The organism is Pseudomonas sp. AMR01, from assembly GCF_041946035.1.
GTDB lineage: Bacteria > Pseudomonadota > Gammaproteobacteria > Pseudomonadales > Pseudomonadaceae > Aquipseudomonas > Aquipseudomonas antarctica_B.
Genome location: NZ_JAUTYR010000016.1, coordinates 1 through 19,671, shown reverse-complemented (window position 1 = coordinate 19,671; position 19,671 = coordinate 1). Strand labels below are relative to the sequence as shown.

The following is a 19,671-nucleotide window of genomic DNA, read 5'->3' as shown; positions in this document are numbered from 1 at the left end:
GCGCTTGTTGGCCACAGCAGACACGGCGGCTACGCCACCGCATCGTCAGGGGCTACCGAACGGGCATCAGCCAGGTACTTCGCCACTGCATGCAGGCTCATCAGAGTCGATAGGGCAGACGGTCAACTTCACGCCCAGCGCATGCACGATCACCAGCAGCGCGTCCAAGCGCAGGGTGTCACCGGCGCTGAAAAAACCTTCCAACTGATCGTATGTAAGCCCTGTTGCTTCGGCGATTACACCGATGCCCTCGGCGTGTGCCGCCATGCCTAATACCTTGCCGAGATAACCTGCATCACCCGTCTGAAGCGCATCCGTGAGAAAGATGGCCACCGCTTGCGGGTCGGTCATGGCGTGCACTGGATCGTATGGCATAAGTAGCTCGGGCATGGGAAATGGCTCGTGTGACAGAGATTTAAAATAGCGTATTGAGTGTGTTGAAACGGATTCAAAACCCGCGTCGGGGTGGTTTTGTGGGGTGACAGCCCGCCACCTGATCCGACCGGCGTGCAGGCCGCGCCACGTCTGGCGTTGCGCGTGTAGACAACGAAAATCGCGTCGGGTGATATTGTTGGTCCAAAAGCTACTGCAAGTACTGTAGGAAGTACCATTCAAAATGGTGAGTCCGCAACAGGACTTCTTAGCACTCAGTTTGCCAAGGATGCAAAGTCATACCTTACCGACATCCAGAATTTGACTGGCAGGCAGTTCACCCCTCAACAGTTAGCGCTTTTGAAAGCCGACCTACGAGAGAATACTTACTCGCCTCTATCTAAAGAGGAAGTTAAGCCAAACAGGGCGGATTTGATAGTAAGCTGCCAAGCCTGCGAGCAGAGTGGGAGAAAAATACAGGCGCCAGTTGGCCGAAAGAAACGTACACTGATAAATATGGAAATCAGGCTACTAGAAATTACGATGCCAATCATGTTATAGAAAATAAATTTGGTGGTAAGGCAGAATGGTGGAATATTACACCCGCGATGAGAGGTGTAGAGCATCAGGGTGGTATTCACAGGGCTCAAGGTCCGGCAGAAAAAATATTTGGTAAGTAATTATGAAAAATAAAGAAGAGTTAAAGTCGTTAGTCGAAGCTGTGACTTCCGCTAAGAGCTATGAGGGTAATTACGGCTATCGCATAACAGATACGAGTGCGACGTTAAGCCATGTTGATGAGTCGGATCGACAGCAGGCCCCAGCTGACTACTTGGAGTTTCTAAGTGAGTTTGGTTTTGGCGAATTAGATGCGGCATTTCATCTCGATGATGGGCCGGAGAAATATTCGACTGTATGTGGCCGAGAAATTGAGGGCTATGAGGGTATTTACGTATTTGGTGGGAATTCTAGCGATGTTCTATATGCTTTCGACGCAAAAAATAATTGGCAGATTGTAGAGGTCAGTTCTGAGTTAGATGAGGTTGATATGTTGGCGTCAAATTTCTCTGATTTTATCTTGGAGCGGTTGAGGTATATCAAATCATTAGTTGAAAAGCGTGCGGTTGTATGAGTTTTTAACTGGTGGTACGCAAACAATAAATGAGGTGATTGCTTCGTCTGAGCCTATATATAGACCCCTCACTTAAAAGTTTCGTGGAAAAATTCCGTAGCGATATTCAGATTTGTTACTAAGCAGTCGGTGATGGGAACTCAGTTGAGTTACATCATCTCTCGCAAACTGAAGTTAATGGATTCGCTGGTACTCGTGGTTCACATGCAGAGTTTTGTTGTGTTTTCCATAGTCAGAATAGCAGTGTTTTTCATGTCCCATGCAATGCCGCTCAAAGCTTTAGGTATACTCGTTACAAAGACTCTGCAGAATACAGAAGTCCTACGGCTGATTATGTTTTAGTTCGTCCGCATTTGAATGCAAAAACATTGATAAAACAGGCTAAAGAGTTTAAATCTTGACAGTCGGATTGTTGGAATTTGCGGGTTCGGAGCGGGGAATAATTATACGTGGACTATTCGAGAATAATTAATCTTATTAAAGAGTCGGATTTCGTTGAATTTGCCGATTGTGGTGACGGAATTGCTGATGAATGGATTTATAAAGCTGAAACTCGTCTTGGGTTGAAGTTGCCTGAGAGCTATAAATGGTGGCTGAAGTGTTATTCTGGCGGGGAAATATCTGGGGAGGAGATTTATAGTATCTACGGAATGGATTTTGATAGTGTAAGGGGGGGTGATATCGTTTATATGTCAATCATTAACGGTCGAAATGGGTTGTGTGGGAAGGAGAGGCTATTCATCTGTGAACCGCCGGGTGCAGGGGAGACGTTTTATTTTGCCACGGACGATGGTCTTAATGATGGGGAATATCCTGTTTATAGGCTGGATCTTTCTAATCAAACTTTTAGTTTGTATGCGAAAAACTTTATCGATTTCTTAGAAAAAAGAATAATTTCTTTCAGTTGAGTAATGATTATGCGTTTAAAAATGGTTGAGGAAAGCCTTGTAGAAAAACTTAAGGTAGTCAGTGAGGAGCAACGAAGACGTGCTGTAAAAGTGGCGTGCGAACTTGCTTTGCAGGCCTGCCCAGTAGAAGTGCCTATTGTTGCTGAGTCTCTTAGGTATCTACAATCTGGTAATAAACTCACGACTTATCAGGTTTCTGGGCTAGTTGCTTTGGCTGCACAGTTAGATGAAAAGTATTTTGACTTGCAAGACAGCCTAGACGAAGGGCAAAGCTTAAATGTAGAAGGCCTTCATCTGTTTAGCCAAGCTCGCGCTGTATCGGCGTTGTCCTTAGCTGGTGGAGAGGATTCGCTTATGGCAGCGACTGAAGCAATATATGAGGCATCATCAGCCGTCGATGATGGAACTCATATTTTTAAAGCAGTACTTTCGGTTTTGCCAGAGTCTTAATCAGCAGGTGTTTTTGCTTTGGCTGATATCCGGCGCACTCTTGCGCAGGTATATTCAGTTGCTGTTGCACCCGACATGCACCCTTTTTGCCGTCTTCCTGCACCCATCCTGTAATCCTCTTGCACTCAAGCTGCACCCTTTCTGTAGTCTTTCTGTAGTCTTTCTGTACCCCAACCTGACGACCTCCGGTCTATCTGCTCAATATGCCCTGTTTGAGCATGATTTTTCGCTCCTTAAAAGGAGCAAAATCTCAATACACAACACGCACCTCTTGCGAGGTGGTTATTTTCTATATATATCAATTAGTTATCTGGTTTCTGCCTGCTAGGCAGTGCTATACATTTGTCTTACAAAATGCAGGTTTCGCCCAATAAACACTGGCGTGCGGTGTATTGTTTTTGTAATACACCGATCTACAGCACTTCGATTACTCCTTCCCTTTAGTCGCTGGTCCTGCTGCACGGGCAATGGCCCCGGCTACCTGGTGTTTCACAATCACTGCATCGAGCAGGCCTCGTACCAGTTCTTGCTCTTCCATCGGCATGCGTGAAATCGCTTCGAACTGGTAGCGCAGGCGATCATCTAGCGCGCGTTCGTCGGTTTCAAATAGCAAAAAGTCCGAGGTGACATGCAGCGCGATAGCCAGATTTTTCAGTGCGTCGGCTTTAGGCAAGGAGCTACCAGCCCCGTAGCGCCTTATCTGCTGAACATGAATTTCTGTGCCTCGGTGTAAATAGGGGTCAGGGAATAGGGGGCAGACCCCGGTTTTCTGCGGAGAGGCTAGCCGCTTGGGAGATCTTAGCCAGAGAGCTGCTGAGTCGTTGGCTGAGTTGGCCGTCGCGCACTATGGGGGTAAGGCGTTATCGGGAGAGCTTTCGTCAGCAATAAAGAACGGCGTTAACCCTAATACTGGAACGAAGGGACAACCCGTATTTGGTGGTGGCACTGATAATGAAGCTGGCACGCTGGTTGAAAGAACAGTTATAGAGGGACCGTCTAAAGGACCTGGTCCATGGGTTTCGGCGGAAGGTAAAGTCTGCGGGGTTACTTATCAAGATGTCAACCAGACTACTCGCCCTTTGAACGAGTCAGACCCGAAAATTCCTTCTTTGCTTACAGATAGAGTTGCCGAAAAGTCTGCGAAAATCCTGAAAAAAATTATTCAAATGGAAACATGAAGGATGCTCATGCAGAAATCGGCGTTATTCAGCAGGCCTATAGCTCGGGGAAAACCAGCGGTGCAGATTTGTCGATGAGCGTGACAGGAAAGGATGTATGCGATTATTGTAAGGGTGATATCGCTGCAGCGGCTAAAAGAGCCGAGTTGAAATCCTTAACTATAGATGCAGTAGATGACAGTACGGGTTTGCCAAAAAATATTATTGGGAGCCTGGCGTAAATCTGTCAAGGAGAGAAAGTAATGTTAATAGGTGGTTTTATTCTGGACCCTGAACAGGGGAGGCTACAAATACCTATTGTTCAAAGTCCAACTAAAGAGGATGTAGAAAATACTATTCGTAGGTATGCTTGCTATGATGGGATTATTGCCTTATCAATAGTTCCGGAGCCTGATTGTGGTCCTCGTGAGTTAAAAGTTTACATAGGTTCAGGAAATTTTTTCCTCATACTTAGTCACAATCTAGAGTGCGGTGATATTGATGTTAAAACTATCAGTAATGAACGTGCAGGAGCAGAGATGGTTGATATTTTAGGTGACCGTTACCCAGCGAGGTCGATGACGAAAGACCTCAATTTTATCTGTTCTTGCTTCAAAGAGTTTTTGGGCGTTGGTGATGTTTCTGAATCAAGCTTGATAATTTCTTAAATGTCGGCGCGAAACGTGAGGGGCCGCCAGAAATATTAAAAAAATGGAAAATAGGGGTCAGAGCACGATTTTGCATTTTTTGAGTTCAGCAGATTAGCTCTTTAAAAATATGATTTATTTTTGTGATTTTTCTATTTTGCTGGCCTGTTGATGGACGGCTAAGCTGTAAGCTCTGATCAGATTACAATTAGGGGGTTTATATGGCTCGCCGTCCTAGGGTTTTACTGACCACGTACAACCCGGAAATAAAATTCCTTATTGGGAAACCATAATGACTGTAAGATTTTATGATGAGATAGTGCGCGATTCACTTGGCCTATGGATATCGGCGCTTTTTAGCGCGATTGGCTCGTGGAACCCTGAATTTACATTTGAACAGCGAAAAGATGCTTTTTTTTACGTGATTGAGTATCTATTGGTTAACGGTAAGATCAAATTTATTAAGCCTGGGGAAGATTGTTATGTTTCCCCAGATAATCCCCACCCAAGACTCTCTATTTGCGATGAGATGGCCCATTGGGATTTAGGTGTAAAGGAGATTGTGTCTTATCTAAGAGATGGCTGGCCAGAAAGCGCAGAGTCTGAGAATGATGGAGAGTTAACGATTTATTTTTATGATATTCCAGGAATAATTTGGATAGATGAAAATGGGTGTTTTTTTGCGTCGTAAAGCATTGGTGAAAAAGCAGGGTCTCTCGTAACCAAAGAAAGCGAGGTAACCCCAGAAATTATCCAGAAAGCATTGAAAGGTGATAAGACTATTAGTGCGCAAGATGGTGTTTCCCTGGCGATGATTCAAAGGTACGTTGACAGGCATCTTAAAGGAGATGTTGCTCCACCGATTAAGATGGATGGCAATGTGATTGTGGATGGTAATCATCTATATATCGCAGCTAAAATACTCGGTAAAGACGTTTGATCCAAATGTTTTGACCAGTTACAAAGCCAGTAAGAAAAGACCTACCGTTAGTCTTGAGATTTTGCCCTTGGATTGGGATAACAGATGATTGTCCATCGAGCTTTACGGCCAAACAACTCTAACAGATAAACGCAGGTGCTAAGAAAATTGATGGATATACTTGGCATCACCATCAGGACAGCGGGCGAATGCAACCGGTCCCCGAGTTGGTACATAAAAAAACGGGTCACATAGGTGGCGAAGCGATGGGGGGTGGGATGTGATGATGAATTTTAAAGTGACTGGTTATTATAGTGATGAGTTATTCGCTTTTGTATTAGCTTGTCTTTTTTGCGGAGCTATAGAAAAGCATGAGTTTAATGCGTGGTGTGCTCAGGCTGTTTCATTGAGTGAGGCGCCGGATTTCTTGTTTGATTTGATGTGCTTCAATGATGAGATCTTCAAAATATATAAGGTGATTGGGTATGTGCCGCACTGGGAGCATTCTGACGCCTATGAATATGCACTATACGGCATTGCGGTCCGTCGAGGATTTGAACCCTATGATATGCCGGTATCCCCAGATGAAGCGCTTGCCAATCTTGATGCGTTGCCAGAGGTTAAAAGCCTATTTGTTGAGGTATTTGACTTTATTAGTATTTGATTGAGAGAAAAGTGGTGTTGATGAAGGCGCAGGAGAAAAAAAGGGGGTAGATTTATTTAATTGAAATGGTTTTTGATTTAAATAAATCTGTCACCTTTTTTTGAAGGACACTTTCAGCAGCAGCAGCCTGAAGAACTCCGCCATCGCAGGGCTGGCAACCGGGGCGTTGAACTACGCAGGCAGTAACTGGTTCAAGACCGCGAGCCCGGCCTACGGTGCGGGCGCGAAAGTCATTACGGCGGGGCCGGTGCAGACCCCGGGCTATTCCAGTGACTGGCTCAGTTGGCAGAAAGCGCAGGATGCGGTGTTGCGTGGCGCATCACCATCAGGATACCGGTAGGATGCAACTGGTTCCCGAGGTTTTCCATAATGGTGCGCGCCACGTCGGGTGGGAATCGATGAGCAAGGGGCAATAAAATGATCGCAAGTGTTAGTTTTGATTCGTATTATGGTCAAGGTGATGCTGCTGAAATAGCAGCTTATGAAGCATTGGCAGGCGTGGTTTTTCCTGAAAAATACAAAGAGGTTTCAATAGGGTTTAATGGCGCGTTTATTTTGAACAAACCCGTTTTTAAGTTTTATAATCGTCTCCTCGGAGAAGATGTCATGAGCAGCGCCGGTATGTTTTTGCCTTTCGGTGAAATCGAGGGGTCATTTGAAACAATGGAGATGAAATATCAACATCCGCCCGAGGATTTTGTTCAAGGTTTAATTATTTTTTCGGTGTTATGAAATGGAGATGCGCTCTGTTTAGATTATCGTGAGAACCGTCAGTCTGAAGATCCAGAAGTAGTGATGTGGAATCATGAAGCATCTCCCGGTAGCGATGCCGAATTATCTTTTGTTGCATCTTCTTTTTCAGCGTTTTTAGATATTCTTTTTGAGCGCCCTCCCGAATAATCAAAAAAATTGTATTTAATCCATTTGGAATTAACGTAGTGCCCGGGATGCTTCCCAGTGGTGGTGCTGGGAGCTTAGGGACTGCAGGCGCCAAACCAAATATTAATTCAGCCAATGAGCCTGTCGCCGAAACTGGAAAACCGAAATGGGATACTCCTCAGACGCGTGTAGATGGAGAGTTTGGACCTTCGAATAATGGCTACGCTGATACGCCAAAGGTGAAGGTTGAAAATTCGGAGTCTCCGACTCCGATAGTGAACCCGGCAACAAATAAGATAGTTACCGAACATATAGTCGTTTCGTCAGGTAAGGCACCTCAAACAGCAAATCCAAATTCGATTATGAGATTTCTCGTGCAGACGGTAGCAAAAGCGTGACGTATTATGATGATTTAGGGCGGACGTTTTCTAGAGAGGATTATGGTCAGCAACGGAGCCACGGCAGCTTAGGTTACGCGACGGACGGGCGGGCAGTGCCTCACGAACATAAAATAGAATATAACAGTAGAGGTGTTGTTGATAAGCAGTATTATCGAGAAGTAAGTGCTGGCGGAAAAGTTGTCGGGCCTTGGATTTTAGATAAATAGGTATCAGCATGTCGAATGATGTATGTGGGTATGTTTTTCCGCCGCCCAGCCAGGAAGCTTGGATGGCTTTGGATAAATATATTTCAGAAAGCAATCTTGGGATATTTAAGATTAGCAGTTCGGAGTTGTTTAATTATCCATCTTGCTTATTGCCAAGCGAAGAAACCTTTATTTTTTTAATTGGGGATAGACCTGGGTATCCCAATGCCACGTATTTGACGGATTATAATCAGTATGATCCGCTGTATTCGGATATTGGGTTCCCTAGTGACCCTATAGAAAGAGTTAAGATTCTGTTGGCGGCAATTTTTGAAATTATCTCGATTTGCAATTCTAAAAAGATTGTATTTTCAATTTCAGACAGTAGTCAAATAGAAACAATTAAGCAGGTTGATATTTCCGATATTGCTGATGTTATTTTATCGGACTTTAAGCGGGTCCAAGCACCTCCGGATACCTTGTACGAAGTGGAAATAGGGGCGTGACCTTGAGGGATCCCCGTTTTTTTACATAAAATCAATAAGTTGGAATCATTGAAGCGGCCTGCATGAGTTGGAAACTTTGTTTGCACCACACAAAACTAAGATACCGAACCGATGCAGACAATTCGATTTTTACACGGAGCGCTCGCTCAAGCACTCCCCCTCAATCCATTCTCGCCGCCTGACAACGCTGATGAGTTGTGTTAGTTCGTTACTGCAGTGCGAAAAAGGGGATGGACTTATTTCATTGAAGTGTCTTTTGATTTAAATAAACTGGCCCTTTTTTGTCGTTACTGGTGATCCGCCACCTTTTTTGATACTGCGAACTCATCATATGAATAAGGCAATTTTTGTACTGGCACTCACAGTCCTCCTCGCGGGTTGTCAAACCGTCAAGCCGCAAAGCTCCTTTGAACAGAGCCTGGCCAATGTTCGATGCATGCTGTCTGAAGGCGAGAAAAGCCTCACAGCAAACGATGTTCAATTCATTCGTAACGCCAGCGACGACGGCAACGTGCGCTGTAAGGCCGCGCTCGGTGGTTTGTATGAGTTCGGACGGGGCGCCTTGCCACAGGATTTTGCCAAGGCCAAAGCGCTCTATGAGTCCGTTGCCGTCGTGGATGGCCTCGGTTACGAGAGATTGGCACGCATGGCCGAAGAGGGCCGTGGGCAAGCGCGCAATGATGTGGAGGCGCGGCGGCTTTACCAGTTGGCGCTTACCAAAAGTGACAGTGATAAAAGTAAACTCGCGTTGGCCAAATTGATGGAGGAGGGCCGTGGTGGCCCACCGGATTTGTTTGGGGCAATGATGTATTACGTGGAGGCCAGCCAGCATGCCGGCGATGTCGCGTGGAAGGGCATCCAGCGGATTCGCGCTCAAGGGTTGGTGCTGACGCCTGAACAGACACAGCGCTACAACGACGTCTGGAGTGACACCAGCCGCAAGAGTCTCAATCGTACGGCGATGGACATCGAGATTGCCTTGAACAAGCAAATCAAACGCGGCAGCGTCAGCAAACCGGTGACGCTGCAAGTGCAAGGTAAGCCGGGTTCGAATGTACCGCTAATCGCTTTGGTCGAAAGCTCGGGCAACGCTGAGGTAGACCAGGCTGTAGTCACCGCATTCGGTAAATACCGCATTCCTGCCGAACCCATATTGCAAGCAGGCCAGGATTCCTGGTCGTCCGAGCGGTCCGTCAGAGTCGGTTTGAATTGAAGCACTGGAACCTCAGGCCATAGGCCGTTCGGGCGGAAAAATAGGGGGCACAAATCGGGCGGCACAGAGGCCGCCCGTTTTCACTCAGGATGGATCGGCATTGAGCCTGCGACTGACGACGTCCAGCAAATCACACCCATCGCGCAGCGGAATAGCCAGCAAATGGGCGAAGTCTTGAAGCGCTACAACAGTCTATGTTCCGTGACGGTGGTAAGTATGAAGCTCGAAGCCGAAAATAGTCCTGTAAAAGTTGGTGTTAATCAGGCGCAGATTATAAAGGCGCTAAAGAAATTAAAAAGCTACGGTCCTAGCTCATTGGCATGCATTACTGACGATGATGGTAACTATGTGCAAGTTGCTGGAGGCAGATTTACTTGTTTTATTGAAAAATATGACGCGAAAAGTAAAAGGCTGTTTAGAGGCTATCATTCAAATTCCAGCACGAACTTTGAAGATGGAACCCTGCTGTCGTTTAGCGCGGGCCGTGTTCCATTAAAAAAAGATGAGTGGTTTAATATTGATGATGTGATTGAGGTTTTTTCACTGTTTAATCAGAATCAGGCATTACCAGAAAGTATTTATTGGCGCGAGATAAAGGTTTTGGATCAGAGCGGCAGTTGAGCACGTGGGGCAAAAGGAGTTTCAGATTCGAATCTGACGAAAGACGAATTGATCTCGGGTTTGCCTGGAAAAACTAAGATGACGCCAGGAAATGTGGTTGATATCCTTAAGTTGCCAGATGGCCGAACCGTCTGGTTGGAAAAGGGTACTGATGCCGCCGGTTTGGAAGGAGGCGGGGTCAGACCACAAACTAATGCAACGACAGAGATTAGTGATCTGACCCATATTGTCCTCTATTTTTCGCCCCTGTTTTCTCAAGGCTGCAAAAAGCGTATGGTGATATTGGGCGCCCTGAGTTTTTCAATTTGATATAGCGTTTAATTAAATAATAAGTGTGCTTACTATGTCGGACAAGCAAATATATGAGTTGACTATGAATGACCTCGCTCGTTCCGGTGTATGGTTTTTTCCGATGGACGATTCCGTCGAAGACGAGCTGACTGTACGCCCGCTCGCCGGAAAAGAAAACTCATCAGATTTTCAGATTATTGTGAGTACTGATTTTTTTGGAGCGAGTGGTACTGTTTATGCTGGCTATTTATACTGGAATTCTAATGCCGCAGTTGAGTATGTACAGCCAGTGGTTTTGTCGGAGAAGGGAGAGGCCGTGAGCTTTTGGAACGGTATGATAAAACCCTCTTGGGACTGTTCAATATTTTCCAACGTGGTTAGAGCTGATTTACCTATTTCATATGTTTCTAAGGTTCTGTTCGAGCTTCCTTCAATACGCGGAAGACTTGAGGGCATTTATTATCTGGTCGAAGGTCAGGTTTGCTGCTGTAGTTAAGTTTAAGTATTACGACGTCAATTTTTGCCAAGGGGAATTTTTGGAAATGATATTGTTTTCCCTGCGTCGTTGCAGAAATAAAATAGGGTTATATAATGTATGAAAATATCCGATATATGTTGAAGACTGTGTTTTCGGCAGACTTTGGTATGCAGGAAGAAGTAGCTAAAAGTATATATCTCGGAAGCTTAAAGTCGGGCGGAAAAGTAGATGAGATGCGAGCCGAATTATTAGCCGCGCTTGAGGATGGAAATATTTCTTGGCGGGCGATGCTGCTGAATGACGAGTATGAAGTTTTGGAGTTTGAAACCGAAGACGACTCTATAGAGTATGTTAAAAGAGTACTATTGGCTCCGTTAAATCTTTAATCTGGAGAAATAGGGCTCAGGCTGCAATTAAAAAATAGATGGTGTCAGACTATGATTAATACCCTTCTATGCACCAGTGTAAATTTCGGGTTGACCATGATTTTCTATGAACTCTACATCGCTTAGCATTGAAGAAAACCGAGTCAGACCACCATTTAGTATAAAGACAGCTATCAGTGGCCTGGCCCCTATTTCTAGTGAATCTCTCCTAGCGGATTGAATATATATGGTTATCACGATAAACCAGCCGGTACAGGTGCGACAGCTTGGCCGGTCTATCAAGGGAACAATTGATAAACATGGCTAGAGGCAAAATTCATTTTGTGAAATTTAAACCCAATCGTGTTGAGGTTTGGGCCACAGACCCAAACTCGGACCCGCGGATCTCTTCATCGCAAAGCGTTGGCATTAGAGAGGTAGCTGCTTGGTTATCAGATGACGTGAACAGCCGTTTGTCAGCGATTGGATGGATTGATCGATTGGAATCTTTAGAAAGGACAGAAGTAAAGGGCTACTTAGGAACAGGTAACGCTCATCACATAGGAGCTGTTAAGGAATATATATTTTTAGAATGTGAGTTTGAAGACGAGTTTAAAGTTCTGCTTCGCAAGGAGCATATCGTTTCAGTGCTGAAATTTTACATCAGCGCCCATGAAGAATATGCAACAAATTTTTGTGCTGATGTGGAGTATGAATTGGAGGGTGAGCAAGCTTTAAATCGCTATCTTGAACTGGGTGGAAGCTTAGGTCTTTCTGATAAGAAAATAGCTGAAAATACGCGAAAGATTAAAGCGTCGCGTAAGAATAAAACGGATAAGCTCTAGAGACGGTAGTTGGGGGAGAGATACACTTTATTTCGATTTCTGTGTTTTACAACATTGAGTCATCTGACGATTAATCACCAAGGAAGACTATGAGGAAATTGATTGTTCTTCTGGGTGCCGCATTTGTATTGTGTAGCTGTGTCACCAAAGACCTTAGCAGTGAGAACCGCCAACACATTAAAACCATCACCATCGAGCCTGCCTTGTTCTCGGAACAGCAGTTCAAGTACACGAGCATGGACCAAGCCTGGGGCGCCGGGCTAGGCGCAGGCGCCGGTGCTGCAGCGGGTATGGCGTCGGGCGCATCCAAAGGAGCGACCAGCGCGATGATTGGAGCTGGTTCGGTGGCGGGTGCCAAGGTTGCCGACGGTGGGCCGTTGAGTCCTCGTCAGGCCATTCTGCTGAATTTGAAGCGTCATCAAATAGAGCCGGCGCAATTGTTCAAGCAGCAAATGGAGACTCGGATCACCGCTGAGCGGTTGTTCAAGATTGCACCAGAAGGCACGGCGGCGGATGCACATATGGAGTTTGTCGTTTCGGAGTGGGGATTTGCATTGAAAAACTTCAGTACGGAGCTTTTTCCCACGCTGGGTATTGTCGCGACCCTGAAGCGGGGTGACGTGACTGTGTGGAGAAATTTCGAAACCATCTCGGCCTTCAGTGACGGCAATACCCAGGCATACACCCCAGAACAATATGCGTCAGACCCTGAAGCGTTGCGTGGTGCGCTGCAGCATGTTTTCCAGTTGATGACAGAAAAGCTGATGACGGATTTGAAGCAGTAAAAAAGCTGAAACGAGGCGGCAATTTTATTAGGTCGAACCCCGTGACTGAATGAGTTTGCTCTTTAACTGTTCATTCACAAATCGGGCGGCACTCAGGCCGCCCGGCTTTTACTCAGGATGGATCGGCATTGAGCCTGCGACTGATGACGTCCAGCAAATCACACCCATCGCGCAGCGGAATGGCCAGCAAATGGGCGAAGTCTTGAAGCACTACGGCATCGCTGCTGAGCTGTTCGCGGAAGGCCAGATTTTCCAGCAGTTGGGTGACGGCGCGAATGCGGAACACAGCGGCGTCGTGGAGGACGTCGAGGGGCGCCTGGGTGTCGATGAGGAGAGCGGGGACGGTGCAGTCGTGGCCCGTGAGGGGCATGTATTGATTCATTTTCAGTACTCTGTTGGTGGATTAAGCCACCACTCATTCGTCGCCAAACGAATGGGTGGCAGCTGTACGCAGGTTGGCGAACCGGCAACAGAGTAAACCGGCAGACCCGAAGGTCTCCCGCGCACAGCCGCCATAACATGCACAGCTTTGCGGGTGCAAAAACACCTGCATGGAAGCGGATTGCTTTTGCACTCTGTTGTCAGGTCGCCAAACCTGAATCGCCATTTGGGCGACGGGCCGGACTATAAGCCCCCACCCAAAGCCACGCAAGGCATCAAGTACTGGCTCGACCGCAACGCCTAGCGTCTGCACACCCAATGCCTACACACGGGCGTTGATTCAACGCATCATAGCCTCCGCGCCGTAAACGTTGCCTCCAAAATTAAACATTAAAGGACTGATGTGAAAAACCTCCTCCTGATCCTCCTCTCCACCCTCATCCTCGGCGGCTGCGTCAGCCAGCCTCTCACCCCCGAGCACCGCGCCCAGGTCAAGACCGTAAAAGTGCTGCCCGTGAAGTGGGAATCACAAAAAATGGTCTACATGGGCCGCGAACAGGCCTGGGGTGCGGCGGTCGGCGCCGGGCTCGGCGCGGGTGTCGGCATGGCGGCCGGGGCATCCAAGGTCGGCACGGCGGCATTGTCGGGCGCGGGTTTTGCGGCGGGCATGACGGCCGGCCAATTGGCCGAGTTGCCGACGCCCACGGCGATTTTGGCGTTGATAAATGCCGAGCAGATTGATGTGGGCGTGTTGCTCAAACAGAATTTTATCGACGCCTTGGGCAAGACCTCGTCACTCAAGGTGGTGGGCGACGATGAGCCCGCCGATGCGCAGATTCAGCTGACGGTCGCGGAGTGGGGCTTTCGCCTGACCCAGGGCTTCAGCAGCGTGGTGTACCCCACGCTCACCGTGGTGGCGCGGATGGACCGTGGCAGCGAGATGCTCTGGCAAACGGTCGAGACGATCACGGCGTTCAACGGTCAGAACGTTTACGGTTATACGCCTGAGACGTATCGCACCGACCCGCAGGCATTGCGCCGTGCGCTCACGGGGATTACGCAGATTTCCAGCGGGTACCTGGTGAAGGAACTCAAGTAGTGAGGCCTTTTCGACTTTCCCTTGAGGCGGGAGGCCCAGATGTTTCGTTTTAAGGAAGTCGGATGTCGGGCGGCACAGGGGTTATGCCTGCTGCTGATGTTTGCCAGTGCACTGGTTTCGATGATGTTGTGGGGCAATCTCACGACCGTCACGGCCTCTGTTTTTGGGTGGGCGACGGGTGTATTTCTGTGGAGTGCCATCGCGCTGCTGTTTGCGTTTGTCTTCGAGCGTTCGCGTACCCCGCGCGCAACGGTGCGTCACATGGCGACTCGGCTCGGCGTGGTGTTGGTGCTGGCTGCGGGCGTGGCATACCTGGCAGATTGGGTGTGGTTCGCGCCGGAGCGCGATGCCATCGATGCGCAGTTGAGGGGCCCGTCGTGTGGCCAATACACCGGCACTGTCGAAAAAGGCTGGGAGCTGATTTGCGCCGAGCGGCGTCGGCGTGAGTCTAACTGAAGCCGTCAGCGGAGCCTGGCAACGCTCGCTGACTCAGAACTGACAATGTGTTGTTGAGGTACGCATGGAAACATTCGACGAGACACCCCAAGCCTTGCTGGCGCGCCGGATGGCCGAATTTGAGCGGTTCAGATTCGAGCGCCTGCCGGTATTGCATGAGTTCTGTGAGGCCCTTGGTTTCGAGCAACCTCATGAGGTGTTGAATACGCCCGAAAAGTTCTTGGCCCGGCTGGACAGCGGTTTCCAGAACACCGTTATCAGCGAAGAAGACAGGGTCTGGTTCATTACACGGATTGGCTACTATATCGGTGAGTATCTGGCGGTGGTTTACCGCGGCTATTGGTTAGTCGACGAGGACCCGGCGTCACCCGCATTTGCCAGGTATGTCGTGGGTGGCTTTTCGTTTGAAGGCGTTGTTGCGCCAACGGTAGACCCTTTCAACGTGGCCCAGCGCTACGCAGACACTCCCGCACCACGGTTTCTTGCCGAGGAGATGAAGAAAATTGCCGCCCTATAACGTTACCAAAGGCCGCTTGAATGCCCCGGCCGACGCCGCATTTGTCGACAGACTTACCGTCAATCTGGGGGTCGCGCTGCCGCAGAGCTACCTCGATTTCCTGAAGCATCACAATGGCGGCGAAGGTTTTATCGGCGAAGAATATTTCATCTTCTGGCAGGCGCAGGAGCTGTCGGATTTTAATCGCGATTATCAGGTTGAAACCTATGCGCCTGGCATTTTTCTGTTTGGCGCAGATGGCGCAGGCGAGGGGTATGGTTTCGACATTGAGGATGCGGCAATGCCAATTGTGCGCGTCCCGTTTATCGGGATGGAGCGTCAATACGCCGAGCCGGTTGCGCAGAGTCTGACCGAGCTATTCGCGCGGTCAGCCTCTTGAGCATGCCCGCCGCACTCGCCGCGTGCGCCGACGGGAGCATCCCTGTGCCCATCTGCACCCTGGAAGCTCCCGCTTACTGGTACGTCTACCCACCGGCACTGATCCCGGTGTGGAGCGACGGCGGCGGCCCTACCTACATCGGTTATTGGAAGCACTGGTTCGTGGAGCGCGAGCCTTGTTTTGTCGAGATGTATGTCGAGGGAGGGTGCGCAGTCCGGGAGATCGCCAGAACCCCCGCGCAGTTGTTTGCCGTGATCGCCATGCGCGCAATGAGCCTCGACGATGGCGTAACGCCGGAGCTTGAGCAGTTCGCCAGCGCAGTGGGCCTTGATTGCCTGGCGGAGCTGGACGCAGTGTCGCTGGACGTGGGCGATGATTTGGCAGCGTTTGCCGCCGCTGAAGTGTTCAAAACGCAAACGCCGCTTGAAAGCATGCCGAGCAGTGCCTTGCCGTATACAGGGGGTTTCCCTGACGCCTCGAACCCCGTGCCGGGGTGGTGGCAACGCAGTTGTTCCTTTGAGATCGATTTGCAGGCTATGCCCGCGCCGCCGGGTGTGGAGCTGCCGGCCTGGTTTGATTCGCAGCAAGACAAGAAACCGCTGTTTGAGCGGTTCCTGGCGCAGGGGCGGCTTGATTGTGCCTGGCTGACGTTGAACTCCACGGGCTGGTCAATTGCGCACGCCCGCCGGGCGATTGTCCAGCTGCAAGACCGGGCCTGTGACGAGGCGTTTAATCGCATGGCGGCGGCGTGGCTCGCAGTGGCTGATATCCGCGCGGGCGGGTATTGATTCAAACCGCAACGCACCTTGAACATTTTGTATATCCCAGTGTCTTTACCCCGCCTACCCGCAAGCGGTAGCCCTGCATGGACTGCAGCGTTTTCAAATGACATTAAGGATTAATGTGACCCTCGCCTCCCGTTTCCCCTCTCTGCCACCGCCCGCTGCGGTGCACTTGCACGCGCCTGCGTTTCAGAAAGGCGCGCCGGGGGGACGCATTCGGATCAATTGATCCTTCGCTTAGAAAATCTACGGCCGCCGGGCCTATTGGCGGCTTTGACTGTAGTTCATGGAGTTTGAAATGAAGCGCAAGCAGTTCCAGAAAACCTTGTTGGCCCTGATGGTCAGCGCAGGTGCCGCCCACGTCGGTGCAGTGGAGTTCGACGTCAGCACCGGGCAAAACAAGTGGAAGGGTCAGGTGTTCAACGAGCCTGTTACCCTGGTCGGTTCACGTAACTTGGTGGCCACCCAGCGTTATATCGATGGGGCCAGTGTTGCCGAGACCGATATTCAGGGTTCGCTGATCAATCGCGCCGACTACACCATTGATGGCAGCGGCCTCAACACTCGCGGGTTTGTGGTGGATGGCGCGATAGATTCAGACCTCCTTGCCCGAGGCGGCATTATTACTGGCGATGTGATCCAGACCGGTACGATCCGGCTGACTAACCAGTCGTGGGCTGAGGGGTTTGAGGTAGGTGCCGCGAACGTGGGCGGCAGTGTGATCAACACCGGGACTATCGTTACCGTTGACGTACCGGGTTCCGGCCCGGACAGCGACGGCGAGGGTATCTACCTCAACGGCACCACGGTAGGCGGCGATGTGGTCAACTCCGGCCTGGTGGACGTCACGTCCTATTACGGCTTCGGCTTGATCCTGGACACCCACAACGATTTGCCGGTGACCGTCGGCGGCAAGATTCTGAACTCCGGGACCATTCGCGTTACCGGTGAAGAGGCGCTGGGCATTGAGGTTGAAACCGATACCAGTGACCTGCGCATTGAGAACAGCGGGTTGGTGACGGTCAACGGCGGCCTGGCCAGGGCGGTCCGGTTCAACTCCGGTACGTACGATTACCTGCTCAACACCGGCACCATCGAAGCCAACGGCACCAACGCTGTCGCCATCGATGTGACCGGGGCTACCTTTACCCAGAACCCGCAGACGGGCGCACGCGGCATCGTCAACCGGGGTCTGATCAAGGCCGATAGCACGGCGATCCTGGTCAACCCTGCTGACCAAACCTCGTCCTTTGAAATCAACCAGCAAGCCGGCGAAATCCGCAGCAACTCCGGCACCGCCATCGACGCCGCCAACCTGGCCACGTTGAATTGGACCGGCGGCAAAATCACTGGCGATCTGCTCAACCTGAGCGCGGTTAACGTCGCAGGCGTTGCCGATTTCACCGGCAGCCGCATCATTGCGCCGGTCTCGGTCAACTCGGGCTCGCTGAACCTCTCCGCGCCCGGCACCACGCTCACCGGCGACCTCAACGTCGCGAACGGCGCGGGCATTGATATGCACCTGTCTGACAGCGTCGTGCCGACCACGCCGTACCTGACCGTCAACGGCAATGCCACGTTCGCGCAGGCTTCGAAGGTCACTGTCAGCGCGCAACCCGGCGACTTCGCCCGCACCAACAACGGCACGCAATACACCCTGCTGCAAGCCACCAGCCTGCAGAACAACGGCCTCTCGGTGGCGAGTTCTTCATCGTTGCTCGACGTGCTTAGCTACTCGACTGACGCGCAGACGGTCAAGGCTGTGGTGGCAGTTAAAGACAATCAGCAAGTGCAGCAGGAACTGGCCGGTGTCGGCGCCAGCGCTGCCGCCGCCACGGCGGTCAACACCTTCAAAAACGATGTGCTGAGCGAGCTCGGCACGAACGACCAAGTGTTCCAGGCCCTGGCCAACGCCGGTACTGCGCAGCAACTGGCGCAAGTCAGCGAACAGCTCAAGCCGGACGTCAACCGTGGCGCGCTGGACGTGGCGCTGTCGGGCCAAACCGTGGTCAACGGCGCGATCTTCAACCGCCTCACCGACCAACGCGAAAGCCACCAAGTCGGCGGCGTGTGGGTGCAGGGCCTGAGCAGCAACATGGACCAGGACGGGCGTGGCGGTAACAACGGCTACTCGGCCAACAGCAGCGGCATGGCCGTGGGTGTGGACGGGCGCGTGAACGACACCACCACCCTGGGCGTGGCCTACAGCTACCTCAATTCCAACATCCATTCGGATTTGGGCAACAAGACCGACGTCGAAGGCCACGCGCTGTCGCTGTATGGCAACTGGTCGCTGCAAAACTGGTTTGCCGATGGCAGCCTCAGCTATGGCCATAACGACAACGACAGCAAACGTCATGTGGCGGGCACCACGGCCAAGGGCAGCTACGACAGCAATGTGCTGTCGGCCAGTGTGATCGGTGGTTACAGCTTCAAGCCGTCGCAGGCGGTCGTGATCGAGCCGCGCGTGGCGACACGTTATTCCAACGTGCGCATGGATGGCTTCACGGAGAAGGGCTCGTCGGCCGCGCTGAGCACCGGTTCGCAACGTTATGAAGTGGGCGAGCTGGGCGCCGGTATTCGTCTGGCGGGCAACCTGCCGTTGGGCGCTGGCAGCCTGCAACCGGAAGCGACCTTGATGGCGTATCACGACCTGATGGGCGACCGCGTTGCGCAAACCTCAAGCTTCGTGGCCGGCGGCTCGGCGTTCACCGTCACCGGCGCTTCGGTGGCGCGTGACAGTTATGAAGCCAGCGTGGGTGTGAATTACAAGGTGTCGGACTTCACCGTCGGCGCCAGCTACACCCGCCAGGCCCGCAGCGGTTTTGATGCAGACGGCGTAATGCTCAAGGCACGCTACGCGTTCTAAACCTCACCACCCAACCCCTGAGGGAGCGGGCTTGCCCGCGATAGCGGTGGTTCAGTCGACAGATATGCTGACTGACCCACCGCCTTCGCGGGCAAGCCCGCTCCCACATTTGGTTTGGGTGTGTATCTGGAAAAACTGGCGCCGCACACCGCATCCGGCCACGTCGCGGTCCTACCGCATTCCAAGCCCCACCACCCCCTCACTGTGGGAGCGGGCTTGCTCGCGAAAGCGGTATATCAGCCACTAAAGATACTGCCTGACCCACCGCCTTCGCGAGCAAGCCCGCTCCCACATTGGTTTGGGTGTGTATCTGGAAAAACTGGCGCCGCACACCGCATCCGGCCACGTCGCGGTCCTACCGCATTCCAAG

29 protein-coding genes and 1 pseudogene are annotated in these 19,671 nt (G+C 50.8%); 27 read left to right on the top strand and 3 right to left on the bottom strand.

From position 1 onward, the window contains the following. Positions 1 to 66: 66 nt before the first annotated feature. Positions 67 to 375 carry an addiction module antidote protein gene (locus tag Q7C20_RS15895; RefSeq protein WP_375068589.1) on the bottom strand — a complete coding sequence of 103 codons (309 nt, stop codon included), beginning with the start codon at positions 373 to 375 and terminating at the stop codon, positions 67 to 69. 679 nt (positions 376 to 1,054) lie between these two features. Between Q7C20_RS15895 and Q7C20_RS15890 the strand changes: the two genes are divergently transcribed. The 3 genes from Q7C20_RS15890 to Q7C20_RS15880 all read left to right on the top strand — a co-directional run bounded on the left by Q7C20_RS15890 (position 1,055) and on the right by Q7C20_RS15880 (position 2,862). Beyond that, positions 1,055 to 1,504: an SMI1/KNR4 family protein gene (locus tag Q7C20_RS15890; RefSeq protein WP_375068587.1), complete on the top strand. Its 450-nt coding sequence runs from the start codon at positions 1,055 to 1,057 to the stop codon at positions 1,502 to 1,504. 449 nt (positions 1,505 to 1,953) lie between these two features. Beyond that, complete coding sequence (locus Q7C20_RS15885) at positions 1,954 to 2,412, top strand: SMI1/KNR4 family protein (protein WP_375068585.1); 459 nt, start codon at positions 1,954 to 1,956, stop codon at positions 2,410 to 2,412. A 9-nt stretch (positions 2,413 to 2,421) separates the two neighbouring features. After that, positions 2,422 to 2,862 carry a hypothetical protein gene (locus Q7C20_RS15880; RefSeq protein ID WP_375068583.1) on the top strand — a complete coding sequence of 147 codons (441 nt, stop codon included), beginning with the start codon at positions 2,422 to 2,424 and terminating at the stop codon, positions 2,860 to 2,862. A gap of 427 nt (positions 2,863 to 3,289) precedes the next feature. Here Q7C20_RS15880 and Q7C20_RS15875 read toward each other — a convergent pair whose 3' ends face one another. After that, entirely contained in the window at positions 3,290 to 3,535 is a 246-nt protein-coding gene (locus Q7C20_RS15875) for a hypothetical protein (RefSeq protein WP_375068581.1), read from the bottom strand. 148 nt (positions 3,536 to 3,683) lie between these two features. Between Q7C20_RS15875 and Q7C20_RS15870 the strand changes: the two genes are divergently transcribed. The 18 genes and pseudogenes from Q7C20_RS15870 (at position 3,684) to Q7C20_RS15785 (ending at position 12,818) form a co-directional block, all read left to right on the top strand. Further along, a complete protein-coding gene (locus tag Q7C20_RS15870; RefSeq protein ID WP_375068579.1) occupies positions 3,684 to 4,040 on the top strand; it encodes a hypothetical protein in 357 nt (118 codons plus the stop codon). Beyond that, entirely contained in the window at positions 4,037 to 4,261 is a 225-nt protein-coding gene (locus Q7C20_RS15865) for a hypothetical protein (protein ID WP_375068577.1), read from the top strand. The genes Q7C20_RS15870 and Q7C20_RS15865 overlap by 4 nt, the downstream gene beginning before the upstream one ends. Before the next feature lie 21 nt (positions 4,262 to 4,282). Further along, positions 4,283 to 4,687: a hypothetical protein gene (locus tag Q7C20_RS15860; protein ID WP_375068575.1), complete on the top strand. Its 405-nt coding sequence runs from the start codon at positions 4,283 to 4,285 to the stop codon at positions 4,685 to 4,687. A 271-nt stretch (positions 4,688 to 4,958) separates the two neighbouring features. Then, positions 4,959 to 5,357 (top strand): hypothetical protein, encoded by a 399-nt coding sequence (locus Q7C20_RS15855; RefSeq protein ID WP_375068574.1) that lies wholly within the window; start codon positions 4,959 to 4,961, stop codon positions 5,355 to 5,357. A gap of 374 nt (positions 5,358 to 5,731) precedes the next feature. After that, a complete protein-coding gene (locus tag Q7C20_RS15850) occupies positions 5,732 to 5,869 on the top strand; it encodes an HNH endonuclease (protein ID WP_375068694.1) in 138 nt (45 codons plus the stop codon). Between the two features lie 2 nt (positions 5,870 to 5,871). Next, complete coding sequence (locus tag Q7C20_RS15845) at positions 5,872 to 6,249, top strand: hypothetical protein (protein WP_375068572.1); 378 nt, start codon at positions 5,872 to 5,874, stop codon at positions 6,247 to 6,249. Positions 6,250 to 6,349: 100 nt separating this feature from the next. Further along, on the top strand, positions 6,350 to 6,589 hold the full coding sequence (locus tag Q7C20_RS15840) for a hypothetical protein (RefSeq protein WP_375068696.1): 240 nt from the start codon (positions 6,350 to 6,352) through the stop codon (positions 6,587 to 6,589). Further along, entirely contained in the window at positions 6,549 to 6,665 is a 117-nt protein-coding gene (locus Q7C20_RS15835) for an HNH endonuclease (RefSeq protein ID WP_375068693.1), read from the top strand. The genes Q7C20_RS15840 and Q7C20_RS15835 overlap by 41 nt, the downstream gene beginning before the upstream one ends. A gap of 1 nt (position 6,666) precedes the next feature. Beyond that, entirely contained in the window at positions 6,667 to 6,981 is a 315-nt protein-coding gene (locus Q7C20_RS15830) for a hypothetical protein (protein WP_375068571.1), read from the top strand. 12 nt (positions 6,982 to 6,993) lie between these two features. After that, a pseudogene (locus Q7C20_RS15825) lies at positions 6,994 to 7,149 on the top strand (SMI1/KNR4 family protein); the annotation flags it as partial. A 594-nt stretch (positions 7,150 to 7,743) separates the two neighbouring features. Beyond that, entirely contained in the window at positions 7,744 to 8,220 is a 477-nt protein-coding gene (locus Q7C20_RS15820) for a hypothetical protein (RefSeq protein WP_375068569.1), read from the top strand. 436 nt (positions 8,221 to 8,656) lie between these two features. Further along, positions 8,657 to 9,433 (top strand): tetratricopeptide repeat protein, encoded by a 777-nt coding sequence (locus Q7C20_RS15815; protein WP_375068568.1) that lies wholly within the window; start codon positions 8,657 to 8,659, stop codon positions 9,431 to 9,433. Positions 9,434 to 9,649: 216 nt separating this feature from the next. Then, positions 9,650 to 10,054: a hypothetical protein gene (locus tag Q7C20_RS15810; RefSeq protein WP_375068566.1), complete on the top strand. Its 405-nt coding sequence runs from the start codon at positions 9,650 to 9,652 to the stop codon at positions 10,052 to 10,054. Between the two features lie 78 nt (positions 10,055 to 10,132). After that, positions 10,133 to 10,363, top strand: a complete 231-nt coding sequence (locus Q7C20_RS15805) for a hypothetical protein (RefSeq protein WP_375068565.1) — start codon at positions 10,133 to 10,135, stop codon at positions 10,361 to 10,363. 64 nt (positions 10,364 to 10,427) lie between these two features. Next, on the top strand, positions 10,428 to 10,841 hold the full coding sequence (locus Q7C20_RS15800) for a hypothetical protein (protein ID WP_375068564.1): 414 nt from the start codon (positions 10,428 to 10,430) through the stop codon (positions 10,839 to 10,841). A 95-nt stretch (positions 10,842 to 10,936) separates the two neighbouring features. Beyond that, complete coding sequence (locus tag Q7C20_RS15795; protein WP_375068563.1) at positions 10,937 to 11,209, top strand: hypothetical protein; 273 nt, start codon at positions 10,937 to 10,939, stop codon at positions 11,207 to 11,209. Positions 11,210 to 11,508: 299 nt separating this feature from the next. Further along, positions 11,509 to 12,033, top strand: coding sequence for a hypothetical protein (locus Q7C20_RS15790; RefSeq protein ID WP_375068562.1), 525 nt, complete (start codon positions 11,509 to 11,511; stop codon positions 12,031 to 12,033). Positions 12,034 to 12,122: 89 nt separating this feature from the next. Beyond that, positions 12,123 to 12,818, top strand: a complete 696-nt coding sequence (locus Q7C20_RS15785; protein WP_375068561.1) for a hypothetical protein — start codon at positions 12,123 to 12,125, stop codon at positions 12,816 to 12,818. Between the two features lie 112 nt (positions 12,819 to 12,930). Here Q7C20_RS15785 and Q7C20_RS15780 read toward each other — a convergent pair whose 3' ends face one another. Then, entirely contained in the window at positions 12,931 to 13,188 is a 258-nt protein-coding gene (locus Q7C20_RS15780; protein ID WP_177006290.1) for a hypothetical protein, read from the bottom strand. A gap of 414 nt (positions 13,189 to 13,602) precedes the next feature. Here Q7C20_RS15780 and Q7C20_RS15775 point away from each other — a divergent pair, with 414 nt between their 5' ends. The 6 genes from Q7C20_RS15775 (at position 13,603) to Q7C20_RS15750 (ending at position 19,301) form a co-directional block, all read left to right on the top strand. Then, on the top strand, positions 13,603 to 14,298 hold the full coding sequence (locus Q7C20_RS15775; protein ID WP_375068559.1) for a hypothetical protein: 696 nt from the start codon (positions 13,603 to 13,605) through the stop codon (positions 14,296 to 14,298). Positions 14,299 to 14,337: 39 nt separating this feature from the next. Then, positions 14,338 to 14,754 (top strand): hypothetical protein, encoded by a 417-nt coding sequence (locus tag Q7C20_RS15770; protein ID WP_375068557.1) that lies wholly within the window; start codon positions 14,338 to 14,340, stop codon positions 14,752 to 14,754. Positions 14,755 to 14,818: 64 nt separating this feature from the next. Further along, positions 14,819 to 15,271 (top strand): hypothetical protein, encoded by a 453-nt coding sequence (locus Q7C20_RS15765; protein ID WP_375068555.1) that lies wholly within the window; start codon positions 14,819 to 14,821, stop codon positions 15,269 to 15,271. After that, positions 15,258 to 15,650 carry an SMI1/KNR4 family protein gene (locus Q7C20_RS15760; protein ID WP_375068553.1) on the top strand — a complete coding sequence of 131 codons (393 nt, stop codon included), beginning with the start codon at positions 15,258 to 15,260 and terminating at the stop codon, positions 15,648 to 15,650. Before Q7C20_RS15765 ends, Q7C20_RS15760 begins: the two co-directional genes overlap by 14 nt. 44 nt (positions 15,651 to 15,694) lie before the next feature. Further along, positions 15,695 to 16,438: a hypothetical protein gene (locus Q7C20_RS15755; protein ID WP_375068552.1), complete on the top strand. Its 744-nt coding sequence runs from the start codon at positions 15,695 to 15,697 to the stop codon at positions 16,436 to 16,438. Positions 16,439 to 16,730: 292 nt separating this feature from the next. Next, entirely contained in the window at positions 16,731 to 19,301 is a 2,571-nt protein-coding gene (locus Q7C20_RS15750) for an autotransporter domain-containing protein (protein WP_375068550.1), read from the top strand. Positions 19,302 to 19,671: the final 370 nt, after the last annotated feature.

Coding starts and splice junctions, on each gene's coding strand:
- Q7C20_RS15895 (WP_375068589.1), bottom strand. CDS start 375: ATGCCATACGATCCAGTGCACGCCATGACCGACCCGCAAGCGGTGGCC.
- Q7C20_RS15890 (WP_375068587.1), top strand. CDS start 1,055: ATGAAAAATAAAGAAGAGTTAAAGTCGTTAGTCGAAGCTGTGACTTCC.
- Q7C20_RS15880 (WP_375068583.1), top strand. CDS start 2,422: ATGCGTTTAAAAATGGTTGAGGAAAGCCTTGTAGAAAAACTTAAGGTA.
- Q7C20_RS15865 (WP_375068577.1), top strand. CDS start 4,037: ATGAAGGATGCTCATGCAGAAATCGGCGTTATTCAGCAGGCCTATAGC.
- Q7C20_RS15860 (WP_375068575.1), top strand. CDS start 4,283: ATGTTAATAGGTGGTTTTATTCTGGACCCTGAACAGGGGAGGCTACAA.
- Q7C20_RS15855 (WP_375068574.1), top strand. CDS start 4,959: ATGACTGTAAGATTTTATGATGAGATAGTGCGCGATTCACTTGGCCTA.
- Q7C20_RS15845 (WP_375068572.1), top strand. CDS start 5,872: ATGAATTTTAAAGTGACTGGTTATTATAGTGATGAGTTATTCGCTTTT.
- Q7C20_RS15835 (WP_375068693.1), top strand. CDS start 6,549: ATGCGGTGTTGCGTGGCGCATCACCATCAGGATACCGGTAGGATGCAA.
- Q7C20_RS15830 (WP_375068571.1), top strand. CDS start 6,667: ATGATCGCAAGTGTTAGTTTTGATTCGTATTATGGTCAAGGTGATGCT.
- Q7C20_RS15820 (WP_375068569.1), top strand. CDS start 7,744: ATGTCGAATGATGTATGTGGGTATGTTTTTCCGCCGCCCAGCCAGGAA.
- Q7C20_RS15815 (WP_375068568.1), top strand. CDS start 8,657: ATGCTGTCTGAAGGCGAGAAAAGCCTCACAGCAAACGATGTTCAATTC.
- Q7C20_RS15810 (WP_375068566.1), top strand. CDS start 9,650: ATGAAGCTCGAAGCCGAAAATAGTCCTGTAAAAGTTGGTGTTAATCAG.
- Q7C20_RS15805 (WP_375068565.1), top strand. CDS start 10,133: ATGACGCCAGGAAATGTGGTTGATATCCTTAAGTTGCCAGATGGCCGA.
- Q7C20_RS15800 (WP_375068564.1), top strand. CDS start 10,428: ATGAATGACCTCGCTCGTTCCGGTGTATGGTTTTTTCCGATGGACGAT.
- Q7C20_RS15795 (WP_375068563.1), top strand. CDS start 10,937: ATGTATGAAAATATCCGATATATGTTGAAGACTGTGTTTTCGGCAGAC.
- Q7C20_RS15790 (WP_375068562.1), top strand. CDS start 11,509: ATGGCTAGAGGCAAAATTCATTTTGTGAAATTTAAACCCAATCGTGTT.
- Q7C20_RS15785 (WP_375068561.1), top strand. CDS start 12,123: ATGAGGAAATTGATTGTTCTTCTGGGTGCCGCATTTGTATTGTGTAGC.
- Q7C20_RS15780 (WP_177006290.1), bottom strand. CDS start 13,188: ATGCCCCTCACGGGCCACGACTGCACCGTCCCCGCTCTCCTCATCGAC.
- Q7C20_RS15770 (WP_375068557.1), top strand. CDS start 14,338: ATGTTTCGTTTTAAGGAAGTCGGATGTCGGGCGGCACAGGGGTTATGC.
- Q7C20_RS15765 (WP_375068555.1), top strand. CDS start 14,819: ATGGAAACATTCGACGAGACACCCCAAGCCTTGCTGGCGCGCCGGATG.
- Q7C20_RS15750 (WP_375068550.1), top strand. CDS start 16,731: ATGAAGCGCAAGCAGTTCCAGAAAACCTTGTTGGCCCTGATGGTCAGC.